Origin of the sequence: Streptomyces sp. MJM8645, from assembly GCF_001625365.1 — a bacterium.
GTDB lineage: Bacteria > Actinomycetota > Actinomycetes > Streptomycetales > Streptomycetaceae > Kitasatospora.
Genome location: NZ_LJJF01000001.1, coordinates 4,702,733 through 4,715,116 on the forward strand (window position 1 = coordinate 4,702,733; position 12,384 = coordinate 4,715,116).

Below are 12,384 nucleotides of genomic sequence, written 5' to 3' on the forward strand. Positions count from 1 at the left end.
TTCCCCGGATTCCGAACTGTCACCAAGATCTGACAACACCCCAGGACGGTGGAACCTCGTGGAAGGGACACTTCAGAACGTCCCCCACGCGGTACAACGTCCCTGTAGGAGTCCGGCTTTGCGGGGAGGCAGGCGAGATGCCGAACGAGAGGCTGAAAGCCGTTATGACGTCGGCTGGTTGGACGTGCGCCGCTCTGGCGGGCAAGGTCGGCGTGGACATCAAGTCGGTTGAGCGATGGGCCAATCAGAACCGGACGCCCAGGTTGGCGACGGCCCGTCTGGCGGCCGAAGCGCTGGGGGAAGACATGTTCGCACTGTGGCCGAGTCTGCGGCAGCCACGTGCCGCAAGGGCGATGAGCCCTGAACTGGTGGCGCTCTACGAACAGCGCGCCGACCTGCCGGTATCCGTCTTCGTGAGCCTGCTCGGGCAGGCCGCCGAACGCATTGACGTGCTTGTCTACGCTGCTGTCTTCCTCCACGAGGCGTACCCCCGGCTGAACGATCTGTTTCGGGAACGCGCTGCCGATGGTTGCGCGGTTCGGATCGCACTCGGCGACGCCGACAGCGGGAACGTCAGTCGGCGCGGAGAGGAGGAGAAGTTCGGTCACGGTATCGAGTCCCGATGCCGGCTTGCCCTCCTGCACTACCGCCCGCTGCTCGGCACGCCGGGGATCGAGATCCGCACCCACGGAACCACGCTGTACAACAGCCTCTACCGGGCGGACGACCAGGTGCTGGTGAACGCGCATGTGTGGGGAGTCAACGCCTTCGGAGCCCCGGTGTGGCACCTGCGCCGGACCGGGTTGGGGACGCTGTTCGACACCTATGCTGCGAGCTTCGACGCAGTGTGGAGCACCGCCCGACCGGTTGAGGAGAGCTGATCACGTGGCACGGACCGAGTTCTACGACGATCCCGACGCGCCCAAACCGAATCGGCTGGTAGTGGCAGCGTCCGCCGTGGTGACGGACGACGAAGGGCGCATCCTCCTCCAACGACGCACCGACAACGGGCTGTACGCGTTACCGGGTGGAACGATGGACCTTGGTGAGTCGCTCCCGGGCACGGCCGTTCGGGAGGTCCGCGAGGAGACCGGCTTTGACGTCGAGATCACCGGGCTGGTTGGCACGTACACCGACCCCCGGCACGTGATCGCCTACTCGGACGGCGAAGTCCGGCAGCAGTTCAACGTCTGCTTCACCGCGCGCATCACGGGCGGGGAACTGCGGATCTCGGATGAGTCCACGGACGTCCGGTTCGTGGCGCCGGGCGACATCGAAGGGCTGCCGATGCACCACACTCAGCGCCTCCGGCTTCAGCACTTCCTGGCGAACAGGGCGATTCCCTACCTCGGCTAGGTCTGCCGAGGCGCCGGACGGCGCCCGCACCGAGCGGCGGTTCACCGGCCCCGAGGCGCTGGTGCCCTAGCTGGACCACTTCGGCCTCGACCGGCTTCCGGAGTGCGGGGGCAGGGTAGCCGGGTGGGTGGGCGGGCGGGCCGGAACCGGGCAATCACTGCGTGCGCCGGCGCGGTCGCTCTAGGCTCTCCGTGCGCGGTCGGAGCCGCGGCGAACTCGACACTCCGGCAAGGTGGTTCACCGATGGAACAGGACGCCGACGACGGCGCGGTGACGTACGAGCAGGTGACGGTGGTCTCGCTCGCCTCGTGCGAGCCGGTCAATCCGGCGCGGATCGCGGTGCGGGTCGCCTGCGAGGTCATGACGGTCAAGCGGGTGGCGGGCTACTGGGTGCGCTGGGACGAGCGCTGGGGGCCGGAGGAGATCCGCCACCACTCGCGCTGGGTGCCGGACGAGGAGTACGTGCGGCCGGGCGCCGGCGGCGTGGACGGCGCGCTCACCGTGACGGTGGCCGCGTACTGGACGTACCGGGAGGGCGGCAGCCCGCGCCGGCCGACCACGGAGACCGCGGTGGCCTTCCGGCCGGGCGAGGCCGAGCACGAACTGGTGCTGGAGCGGCCCGATCCGCACCGCCCGGCGGCCCTGACCGTGCACCTGACCGGCGCCCGCTGGCTGGCGGGCGGCGAGGGGCGGCTGATCCACTACGGCTACGCGGGTGCCACCGAGGCCGCCGGCGGCGAGGGGGAGTGGCTGGTCCGCTTCCCCGAGTGCGGCACCGGCCTGCTCCCGCAGGCGGGTTAGGCGACTGCGGTACGGGCCTGCTCCCGTCGGCTGGTCAGGCCGCCGTCCGGGCCCCGTCCCGCAGGCCGACCTTGCGGGCGGGGGCGCCGGCCCAGATCTCGCCGGGCCCGGTGGAGCGGGTGAGCACGGCGTTGGCGCCGATGACGGTGCCGGCGCCGACGGTGAGCACGCCCTCCTTGCACACCACTTTGGCGCCCGCGCACAGCACCGCGCCGTCCTGGACCACCACCCGCCGCATGGCGCTCCGCTCCTGCGGCACCCACGGGTCGGCCCGGCCGATGGTGACCCCGTTGTAGAGCGTCACGCCGGCGCCGAGGGTGGTGTACGGGTGGAGCACCGTGCCGAAGCCACGGTGGAACACGACGAGCCCGGGCCCGATCTCGCAGGCGGCGGGCACCTCCATGCCGTAGAGCGCGAGCGCCTCCTGGACCAGGCGGCCCAGGAGGCGGTGGCGGCGGCGGTAGACGAGCGCGGTGACGAGTGACATCCACCCATTGTGGCGGCGCGGCTACTTCACGTCACAAGGGGTTACTTGATGTCCGGTACCGCGGTGTCGTTCTTGAAGGCGTCGAAGACCTGCTTGGACTTGGCGGCGTCCCACAGCACCGCCGACTCCCCGGTCTTGGTCCGGTAGTCCGGGTTGCCGATCGGTACGGTCAGGGTCTTGCCGCCGCCGCCGTTGACGTCCTTCATGGCGAGGAAGAGCGAGCCGAGGTCGGTGAGGCCGGCGTCGTCGTCGACGATGAGGGTGCCGAGGGCGGAGTCGACCAGCGGGTAGAAGGTGAACGGGTTCAGCACGGTGCCGGGGGAGGCGGCCTGGTGGGCGAGGGCGCCGAGGAACTTCTGCTGGTTGCGCATCCGGCCGAGGTCCTGGTCGGCCATCTGGTGGCGCTGGCGGACGAAGGCGAGGGCCTGCTTGCCGTTGAGGGTCTGGTCGCCGGCCTTGAGGTCGAGGCCGGAGTCCTTGTCCTTGAGGTCCTGGTCGATGTGCATCTCGACGCCGCCGATGGAGTCGACGATGCCGACGAAGCCGGCGAAGCCGATCTCGGCGTAGTGGTCGATGCGGATGCCGGTGTTCAGCTCGACGGTCTGGACGAGGAGGCGGCCGCCGCCGTTGCCGAAGGCCGAGTTGATCTTCGAGGTGGTGCCCTTGAGGGTCTTGCCGCTGCTGCTCTTGTACTCGGGGATCGGCACCCAGGAGTCGCGCGGGATGCTCATCAGGGTGTTCCCGTTGTCCCCGACGTGCAGGACCATCATCGAGTCGCTGCGCTTGCCCTCGGTGTCGTGACCGGTGTGCAGGTCGTCCTGTTCCGAGTCGGTGAGGCCCTGGCGGCTGTCGGAGCCGACGATCAGCCAGTTGGTGCCCTTGCCGGCCGGCGGGCGGCCGGGGTAGTCGGCGAGCACGTTCTCGTGGTTGAGCTTGGAGTCGGCCCAGAACCAGGTCGAGACGGCGGTGACCATGACGGCGATCAGGAGGCCGAAGACCGACCACTTGACGATCCGGCGCCGCGGCCACCGCTTGGTCTGTATACCGCCCGGCTGGGCGCCGCCCGGGCCCCCGGGCCCACCCGGCCGTCCGGGACCCCCGGGGCCGTTAGGACCACCAGGACCACCAGGACCACCGGGGCCCCCAGGCCCACCAGGCCCCCCGGGGCGGCCGCCGGGCTGCCCGCCCGGACCCTGCGGCGGGACGCCGCCGAGCCGCGACGGCTCCGGCTGTCGTGGCGCGGGCGCACCCGGCCCGCGCGGGTTCATCGACGACGGCAGCGGCGGCTCGGCCGCCCCGCCGCCCCCGCCGCGCCCGTACGCGCCGCCGTTGCCGCCGCCCCCATACGGGTTCCCGTCTCGGTACGGGTTCCCGCCGCCTCCCGGGCGGCCCTCCTGCCACGTGTTCATGTCGTCGAGGATGCCCGACCCCGCTCGTGCTGACTCCCCCCGGGGTACTCACCAGGTCGCTTGTAGCAGTTTTGATGCACGGGTCGGATCGTTCCGCCGCAACTTCCGCGCGGCCGTACGACGGTGGGACGGGACGGGACGGGACGGGACTGGGCGGGACGGGGCGGGCGCCGGGTCGACGTGAGCCCGGTCACCACGCGTCACGTCACCCGCCGTTCAACTGGCGAAACGATTCTTGACCGGTTCGAACGCAGCGTGTTTGCATTTCGGGTATGGATCAGCGTTGGGCACTCACGCGTCGGCGGCACGTCGACCTGCGGCGTGGTGTGGCCTGTTCGCTCTGTCGCGGCTGAAGCGCGCCCACCGGACCACCTCGGCGTCACCCCACCCGCGCCGAGCACCTCATCTCGAACGCGTCGAGCACGTCGAGCACGTCGAAACACCTTCCCGGGCTCCGACCCGCAGCGGTCCTCCTGCGCCGCGTCGCGCCGCCCCCGCCTCCAGCCAAAGGTGAACCCCATGGCCACCGTCCTGTCCGTTTCCGGCTCCCCGTCCGCGACCTCCCGCACCACCCGCCTGCTGCGCCACGTCGACGCCGGGCTGGAGGCCCGCGGCCACCACGTCGTCCCGTTCGAGGCGCGCAGCCTGCCCGCGCACGCGCTGCTGTCGGGCGACTTCGACCACCCGGAGATCGTCGCCGTGACCGAGCTGTTCGCCCGGGCGGACGGCGTCGTGATCGGCACCCCCGTCTACAAGGCCGCCTACTCGGGCCTGTTGAAGGCCCTGCTGGACGTGCTCCCGCAGTACGCGCTGGCCGGCAAGGCCGTCCTGCCGCTGGCCACCGGCGGCTCGCCCGCGCACGTGCTGGCGGTGGACTACGCGCTGCGCCCGGTGCTCAGCTCGATGGGCGCCGGCCACATCACCCAGGGCTGGTTCGTGCTCGACCGCCACATCACCACCAGGGAGGACGGGACGACCCTGGTCGAGCGCGAGACCGACACCCTGCTGGCCCCGGTCGTGGAGGGTTTCGCGCAGGCCTTGGAGCGGCTGGCCGCACCGGCGCTGACCGGCTGAGGAACCGGGGCCCGGACCCCGTACGGGGCGTCCCCGAGACGGGCCGCGGCACCCCTTAGGGGGAGGGGCGCCGCGCCCCGTAGATCCTTGGTTGGGCGGCTTCATTCCGGCGGATGACGAGCGTGCCCGCCGTTGCTCATAACGTTGTGGACGTCCCCGCTCGTGCCGACGAGGGGCGAGGTTCTCCCGGGAGCCGGCGCCCGCCGGGCCCGGTGGGTGGGGTCAACTCCCGGTCGACGACCCTTCCTGCGCCATGCCCGCGTCCTGTGGCATGCCCGCGCACGGAGGGGCCGGCCGGGGTCGACGGTCGGGCCCACTTCTTAGGAGACTCCAGTGACGACGGCAGCCACAGCCGTGTACGACCCCCAGCTTCCCGACGGCGCGCCCGCCGTCGCCGCCGCGGCCCGCCAGGTCAGCAAGGCGTACGGCGCGGGCGAGACCAGGGTCACCGCGCTCGACGCGGTGGACGTCGACATCCAGCGCGGCCGCTTCACCGCGATCATGGGCCCGTCGGGCTCCGGGAAGTCGACCCTGATGCACTGCCTGGCCGGCCTGGACACGGTCAGCGGCGGGCGGATCTGGATCGGCGACACCGAGATCACCGGCCTCAAGGACAAGCAGCTGACCAGGCTGCGCCGGGACAAGATCGGCTTCATCTTCCAGGCGTTCAACCTGCTCCCGACGCTGTCCGCGCTGGAGAACATCACGCTGCCGATGGACATCGCCGGCCGCCGGCCGGACCAGGCCTGGCTGGACCAGGTGGTGGAGACCGTCGGCCTGGCCGGCCGGCTCAAGCACCGCCCGGCGCAGCTCTCCGGCGGTCAGCAGCAGCGCGTCGCGGTGGCCCGGGCGCTGGCCGCCCGGCCCGAGATCATCTTCGGCGACGAGCCCACCGGCAACCTGGACTCCCGGGCCGGCGCCGAGGTGCTCACCTTCCTGCGCCGCTCGGTCGACGAACTGGGCCAGACCATCGTGATGGTGACCCACGACCCGGTCGCCGCGGGCTACGCGGACCGCGTGCTCTTCCTGGCCGACGGCGTGATCGTCGACGAGATGCACGCGCCCACCGCCGACTCCGTCCTCGAACGCATGCGCCGTTTCGACGGCAAGCGGACCAGCTGAGCGGGCGGGACGGGACAGATGCTGCTCAAGACCGCTCTGCGGAGCTTCTTCGCCCACAAGGGCCGCATGGTGCTCTCCCTGATCGCCGTGATGCTGTCGGTCGCGTTCGTCTCCGGCACCCTGGTCTTCTCCGACACCGCGACCAGCACCTTCGACAAGCTGTTCGCCGCGACCGCCTCCGACGTCTCCGTCCAGCCGCCCAAGCCGGCCGAGGACGACGACCAGCAGGCCTCCGACAAGCCGCGGACCGTCCCGGTGGCGGCCGCGCAGCAGGTCGCCGCGGTGCCGGGGGTGAAGTCGGCGGTCGGCCAGGTCATGGTCGAGAACGCGACCCTGGTCGACCCGGCCACCAACAAGCTGGTCGGTCCGACCTCCGGTGCGCCGACCCTGGTCGGCAACTGGACCGAGACCCCGCGCAGCGCGGTGCGCCTCACCCAGGGCCACATCCCGCGGAACGCGGGCGAGTTGGTGCTGGACGCGGACACCGCGAAGAAGGCCGGGCTCGGCCTCGGCGCCAAGCTCCGGGTCGACAACGCCGACGGCCGGCACGAGTTCACGATCTCCGGCATCGCCTCCTTCACCACCACCAACCCCGGTGCGGCGCTGGCCTTCCTGGACACCCCGACCGCCCAGCAGGTGCTGCTCGGCGAGCAGGCGTACACCTCGGTCGAGGCGTTCGGCGACGGCAGCCGCGGCAACGACCGGCTCAAGGCCGACGCCCTGGCCGAGCTGGGCGCCGGCTACCAGGTCAAGACCGCGGCCGAGCAGAAGGACGAGAACACCAAGAGCATCGGCAGCGGCCTCGGCTTCATGAAGAACGCGATGCTCGGCTTCTCGCTCATCTCGGCGTTCGTCGGCTGCTTCCTGATCATCAACACCTTCTCGATGCTGGTCGCCCAGCGCACCCGGGAGATCGGCCTGCTGCGCGCCATCGGCGGCAGCCGCCGGCAGGTGAACCGCTCGGTCCTGGTCGAGGCGCTGATCCTCGGCGTGCTCGGCTCGACCCTCGGGGTCGCGGCCGGTCTGGGCATCGCGGTCGGCCTGATCAAGCTGATGAACGCGATCGGCATGAAGCTCGACGCGGGCGACCTGAAGATCGGTCCGACGGTGTTCCTCGCCGGGTACGCCCTGGGCATCGTGGTGACCCTGGTGGCGGCCTGGGTCCCGGCCCGCCGGGCGAGCCGGATCGCGCCGATGGCCGCCCTGCGCGACCACGGCACGCCGGCCGAGGGCCGTGCCAACCTGGTCCGCACGGTGGTCGGCCTCGTCCTGACGGCGGGCGGCGGCGGTCTGCTGGTGCTGGCCGCGCAGGCGCAGAAGGCGGCCACCGGCGGCCAGTACCTGGGTCTCGGCGTGCTGCTCACCCTGATCGGCTTCGTGGTGCTCGGCCCGCTGCTGGCCACCGCCGTGGTGCGGGTGCTGGGCGCGCTGCTGCCGGCGCTGTTCGGCCCGTCCGGCCGGCTCGCCCAGCGCAACGCGATGCGCAACCCGCGTCGCACCGGGGCCACCGCCGCCGCGTTGATGATCGGACTGGCGCTGGTGATCGGCTCCTCGGTGTTCAGCGCCTCGACGGTCACCTCGGCCAACGCGCAGATCGACCGGTCGGTGGGCGCGGACTACATCGTCCAGGGCGGCCGCACCTCGATCACCCCCGAGATGCTGGACGCCGTCCGCCGGACCCCGGGCATCGACCACGTCACCACCCAGAAGTTCTTCAACCCCAAGCTCCAACTGCCGGACGGCCGGAGCGCGAAGACCAACCTCACCGCCGCGCCGCCCGCCTTCTTCGGCACCGACTTCCACCTCCCGGTCACCGCCGGTTCGGTGGACGCGATCGGGCGGGGCGAGCTGGGGATCGGCGAGGCCTTCGCGAAGGACCACGGCCTGAAGGTCGGCGACCAGGTGACCGTCGCCTACGGCAAGGGCCGCACCCAGGTGCTGCCGGTGGGCGCCGTGTTCGCGAAGGGCTCGCTGTTCGGCGACGGCTCCTTCGTCGACTTCGACACCATGGCCAGGGCCGTGCCCGCCGACGAGCAGCCGCCGGTCTGGACGTTCTTCGCCAAGGCCTCCTCCGGAGCCGACGTCGCGAAGACGCTGACCGCCCTGGAGGGCGCGCTCAAGGAGTACCCGCAGCTGACCATCAAGGACCAGGCCGGCTACAAGGAGGTCGTGCAGTCCCAGGTCAACACCCTGCTCTACCTGATCTACGGCCTGGTCGGCCTCTCCATCACGGTCGCCGTGCTCGGGGTGGTCAACACCCTGGCGCTGTCGGTGGTCGAGCGGACCAGGGAGATCGGCCTGCTGCGGGCGATCGGGCTCTCCCGCCGCCAGCTGCGCCGGATGATCCGGCTGGAGGCCGTGGTGATCTCGGTGTTCGGCGCGGTCCTGGGCACCGGGCTCGGGCTGGCCTGGGGCGTCACCGCCCAGCGGGTGCTGCGCGACCAGGGCCTGGCCACGCTCTCCGTCCCGACCACCACGCTCGTGGTGACGCTGGTCGCCTCGGTGGTGATCGGACTGGTCGCCGCCCTCGTCCCGGCCTTCCGGGCCGGGCGGATGAACGTCCTCGCGGCCATCGCGACGGACTGACCGGGGCCGTCGCGACGGATCGACCGCGGCCGTCGAGACGGACTGACCGCGGCCGTCGAGACGGACTGGCCGGGCGGCGCGGGCCGCAGGACCCGGCGGTGGGGGGCCGCCGAGGGGGGAACGGGGGGCAGGGGCCGGGTGCGGGCAGCACCCGGCCCCTGCGGCACGGGCCGCCCCAGGCCGACTGAGATGATCGTCCGATGTTCGCCCCGGATACCCCGGACGCCCCGCCGCTGCCCAGCGCCGCGCCCCTCACCGCCGCCGCTGCCGCCCGCTGGCGCGCGGCCCGCACCGCCTGGCGCCTGGACAGCCGCTGGTTGGCGCTGCTGCCGGCCGCCTTCGTGATCCTGGCCACCGCGGTGGAGCCGACCCCCGGAGACTGCAACGTCCAGGGCGTCTGCCGGGACACCTGGGGCTCCTCGCTGGCCGCCTGGTCGGTGCTCGCCGAAGTGGTCCTGCTGGCCGGCCGGTTCCGCGGCCGGGCGCTGGTCCCGCCGGCCGTCCTCGCGGTGCTCTGGTACGCCCCGCACGGCCTGGTCACCCCGCTCTGCCGCTGGACGGCCGTCCTGCTCCACCTGCTGCTCTCCGCCGCGCTGATCGGCGCCGAGCTCGGCCGCCGCCGCGCCCGCCAGCAGCTCGACGAACTGATGGCCCCGCCCGTCCCCTTCCCCTGGACCGCCGCCGGAGCGCCCTCGCCCGTCCACCCCGACGGCCCGCCGGTGCTGCGCCGCGCGCTCGGCGCCCTGCTGCTCGCCGCCGCCCTGGCGTTCCCGCTGTACGGGCTGTGGGGGCAGGCCCGGCAGCAGGCGAGCGCCGAACGGGCCGACCAGGTCACCGGCACCGCGGGCGACACCGACCAGGACGGCGTCCTGACCGTCCGCTTCCACCCGCCAGGCGGCGGCCCGGAACGCACCGCCCGGCTGGACGTCTGGTGGGCCCGGCCGCCGCAGCCCGGCGAGCCCGTCCCGCTGCTGGTGGACGGCGACGCCGTCCGCGCCGCCGGCGACGACTACGACCTCACCGGCGCGCTGACCGCCGGCGGCCTGCTCGCCCTGCCCGGCCTGCTGCTGCTCGGCTCGGCCGCCACCGCGAACGCCCGCCGCTCCCGGCCCTCCTTCGCGGGCTCCGCGCCCGCCCTCGCCGTCCGGGTCCGCGCCGACGCCCAGGGCGACCTGCTGGTGCAGCCGCTGGACGGCCCGCCGGACGGCCCCGCGCTCTGGCGGCTGGTCGAGCGCGACCGCTACCGCTGGGCCCGCTACGGCGCCCCGGACGGCGAGGGCCCGGCCTGGGTGCCCGAACACCTGGAGACCGAGGACGACGACGCCGACCACCTCGAACTCGAAGTCTCCTACGACGAGGAAGAGGAGGAGCTCGGGGACGTCTTCGACCGGCTGACCCCGGAGCAGGCCGCCGCCTGGCTCGCCCGCGCCGGCCGGAGCGTGCCGGCCGTGCTGTACCTGGGGCCCGACGGGCCGGAGCAGCAGCTCCTGGTCCGCCCCGGACTGCTGGACCACGACCCGCGCTGGGTGGCGGCCGTGGTCGCCCCCGCCGCCCGGGCCCCGCGGCCGGGCCGGCGCACCGAGGGCTACCGGGAGCGGGACCTGGCCGTCGCCGCCCTGACCGCCGAGACGGTGGCCGCCGCCCCCGCGGCCGGGCCGGACGCCGAACCGGTGCCCGCCCGCCGCTGGGAGATGCCGCTGCCGCTGCGGGCGGTGGCCGGTCCGGTGCCCGCCCTGCTGCTCGCGGGCCTGGTCGTGCTGCTCGGCCGGAGCGGCTGGTGGGGCGGGCTGGTGCACCCGCTCCTGACCGGCACGGTGGCGATCCTCGCCTGCGGCCGCACCCTCTCCTGGCAGATGGTCGCCGACCGGGACGGCCTGCGGATCGCCACCGCGCTGCGCACCCGGACCTTCCGGTGGCAGGAGATCAACGCGGCCGCGGTCCACCGCAACCTGCTCACCGTCCAGCTGCGCTCGGGCGAGGAGGTCACCGTCGGCAGCCGCCCGGCCGCCTGGCTGGCCGGACACTTCGGGGACCGCTACGACCCGGTCGAGCTGGCCCGGGCCGTCGCGACCGCCGCCCACCGGCCGGACCTGCGCCCGCACCGGTCGCTGCCGGACCGGCTGGGCGGCCCGCAGCACCTGCTGAACCGGTTGTCGCTGGCCGGCTACGCGCTCTTCACCATCGTTCACCACCTGCTCTGAACCTGCGCCGAACCTGCACCGAACCCGCGCGGCCGCCGCCGAACCCCGCCGGGGGTGCCCTCCCGGGCTCCGTCCCGTCCTCCGGAAACCGCCCGTTCCGACCCGGCTGCGGGCCCGTACGCGGAGCGGAGTACGGTGGACGTGATCAAGGAGTCCAACCGGGCGTCGCGGGCTGCGAGCAGCGGCCCAGACCGGGACAAGACGGAGACGTGTCCGCACCGGTACGGTTGGCCCCGATGAACACCAAGGCTGCTGAGGAGCTGCCGGCTGTCTCCGTGATCATGCCGGTGCTCAACGAGGAACGACACCTGCGGACGGCGGTCCGGCGCATCCTGGACCAGGAGTACCCCGGGCCGATGGAGGTGGTGATCGCCCTCGGTCCGTCCACCGACCGGACCGCGGAGATCGCGGCCGAACTGGTGGCGGAGGACCCGCGGGTACGGACCGTGCCGAACCCCACCGGTCGCACCCCCGCAGGGCTGAACGCCGCGATCCGCGGCTCGCGCCATCCGATAGTGGTGCGCGTGGACGGCCACGGGCTGCTCACCCCCGGCTACATCACCACCGCGGTCCGGCTGCTCGACGAGATGGACGCCGCCAACGTCGGCGGCATCATGCACGCCGAGGGCGAGACCGAGTGGGAGAACGCGGTCGCCGCCGCGATGACCTCCAAGATCGGTGTCGGCAACGCCGCCTTCCACACCGGCGGCCTGGCCGGCCCGGCGGACACCGTCTACCTCGGGGTGTTCCGGCGCGAGGTGCTGGAGAAGCTCGGCGGCTACAACGAGGAGTTCATCCGAGCCCAGGACTGGGAGCTCAACTACCGGATCCGCCAGGACGGCGGGCTGGTCTGGTTCACCCCGCAGCTCAAGGTGACCTACCGGCCCCGGCCGTCGGTGAAGGCGCTGGCCAAGCAGTACAAGGACTACGGCCGTTGGCGCCGGGTGGTCACCCGCTACCACCGCGGCTCGGTCAACCTCCGCTACCTGGCCCCGCCGACCGCCCTGCTGGCCGTCACCCTCGGGCTGGTGCTGGGCGTCGCCGTCCACCCGGCCCTCCTCGCGGTGCCCGGCGCGTACCTGCTGGGCATCCTCGGCGGCGGGCTGGTCGGCGGCCGCGGCCTGTCCTTCAAGGCCAGGGCGATGCTGCCGGTGGCGCTCGCCACCATGCACCTCAGCTGGGGCTTCGGCTTCCTCACCTCGCCCCGCTCACTGGCCCGCCGGGTGATAGGCAGCGTCGGACCGGCCGCCAAGGACGTGCTCTCCAGGGCGAGTTGACGCCGACCCGGCAGGGTTTGTCCGACAATTCCCGCCGGGCGCGCGAATTGCCGGACAAGCCCTGACGGTCG

10 protein-coding genes are annotated in these 12,384 nt (G+C 72.9%); 8 read left to right on the forward strand and 2 right to left on the reverse strand.

Features of this window, described 5'->3' with window-relative positions; all coding sequences use genetic code 11:
- The first annotated feature begins 137 nt into the window (after positions 1-137).
- From A6F73_RS20325 to A6F73_RS20335, 3 genes are all read left to right on the forward strand, one after another.
- The gene (locus A6F73_RS20325) at positions 138-881 is read left to right on the forward strand and encodes a helix-turn-helix domain-containing protein (protein ID WP_063349111.1); all 744 of its coding nucleotides are present in this window, start codon (positions 138-140) and stop codon (positions 879-881) included.
- Between the two features lie 4 nt (positions 882-885).
- A complete protein-coding gene (locus tag A6F73_RS20330) occupies positions 886-1,356 on the forward strand; it encodes an NUDIX domain-containing protein (protein ID WP_063349112.1) in 471 nt (156 codons plus the stop codon).
- A 243-nt stretch (positions 1,357-1,599) separates the two neighbouring features.
- Entirely contained in the window at positions 1,600-2,157 is a 558-nt protein-coding gene (locus tag A6F73_RS20335) for a hypothetical protein (RefSeq protein WP_063349113.1), read from the forward strand.
- A gap of 34 nt (positions 2,158-2,191) precedes the next feature.
- Here the strand turns inward: A6F73_RS20335 and A6F73_RS41560 are convergent, their stop codons facing one another.
- A complete protein-coding gene (locus A6F73_RS41560; RefSeq protein WP_063349114.1) occupies positions 2,192-2,644 on the reverse strand; it encodes a hypothetical protein in 453 nt (150 codons plus the stop codon).
- A gap of 41 nt (positions 2,645-2,685) precedes the next feature.
- On the reverse strand, positions 2,686-3,618 hold the full coding sequence (locus A6F73_RS20345; RefSeq protein ID WP_244293658.1) for an LCP family protein: 933 nt from the start codon (positions 3,616-3,618) through the stop codon (positions 2,686-2,688).
- Between the two features lie 954 nt (positions 3,619-4,572).
- On the opposite strand from A6F73_RS20345, the gene ssuE reads away from it, so the two are divergent.
- From ssuE to A6F73_RS20370, 5 genes are all read left to right on the forward strand, one after another.
- Positions 4,573-5,127 carry an NADPH-dependent FMN reductase gene (ssuE, locus tag A6F73_RS20350; RefSeq protein WP_063349116.1) on the forward strand — a complete coding sequence of 185 codons (555 nt, stop codon included), beginning with the start codon at positions 4,573-4,575 and terminating at the stop codon, positions 5,125-5,127.
- A gap of 354 nt (positions 5,128-5,481) precedes the next feature.
- On the forward strand, positions 5,482-6,249 hold the full coding sequence (locus tag A6F73_RS20355; protein WP_063349117.1) for an ABC transporter ATP-binding protein: 768 nt from the start codon (positions 5,482-5,484) through the stop codon (positions 6,247-6,249).
- Between the two features lie 18 nt (positions 6,250-6,267).
- Positions 6,268-8,835 (forward strand): ABC transporter permease, encoded by a 2,568-nt coding sequence (locus tag A6F73_RS20360; protein WP_063349118.1) that lies wholly within the window; start codon positions 6,268-6,270, stop codon positions 8,833-8,835.
- Positions 8,836-9,035: 200 nt separating this feature from the next.
- A complete protein-coding gene (locus A6F73_RS41565; protein ID WP_063349119.1) occupies positions 9,036-11,036 on the forward strand; it encodes a hypothetical protein in 2,001 nt (666 codons plus the stop codon).
- Between the two features lie 236 nt (positions 11,037-11,272).
- Entirely contained in the window at positions 11,273-12,313 is a 1,041-nt protein-coding gene (locus A6F73_RS20370; protein WP_063349120.1) for a glycosyltransferase family 2 protein, read from the forward strand.
- Positions 12,314-12,384: the final 71 nt, after the last annotated feature.

Coding starts and splice junctions, on each gene's coding strand:
- A6F73_RS20325 (WP_063349111.1), top strand. CDS start 138: ATGCCGAACGAGAGGCTGAAAGCCGTTATGACGTCGGCTGGTTGGACG.
- A6F73_RS20335 (WP_063349113.1), top strand. CDS start 1,600: ATGGAACAGGACGCCGACGACGGCGCGGTGACGTACGAGCAGGTGACG.
- A6F73_RS41560 (WP_063349114.1), bottom strand. CDS start 2,644: ATGTCACTCGTCACCGCGCTCGTCTACCGCCGCCGCCACCGCCTCCTG.
- A6F73_RS20345 (WP_244293658.1), bottom strand. CDS start 3,618: ATGGTCACCGCCGTCTCGACCTGGTTCTGGGCCGACTCCAAGCTCAAC.
- ssuE (WP_063349116.1), top strand. CDS start 4,573: ATGGCCACCGTCCTGTCCGTTTCCGGCTCCCCGTCCGCGACCTCCCGC.
- A6F73_RS20360 (WP_063349118.1), top strand. CDS start 6,268: ATGCTGCTCAAGACCGCTCTGCGGAGCTTCTTCGCCCACAAGGGCCGC.
- A6F73_RS41565 (WP_063349119.1), top strand. CDS start 9,036: ATGTTCGCCCCGGATACCCCGGACGCCCCGCCGCTGCCCAGCGCCGCG.
- A6F73_RS20370 (WP_063349120.1), top strand. CDS start 11,273: ATGAACACCAAGGCTGCTGAGGAGCTGCCGGCTGTCTCCGTGATCATG.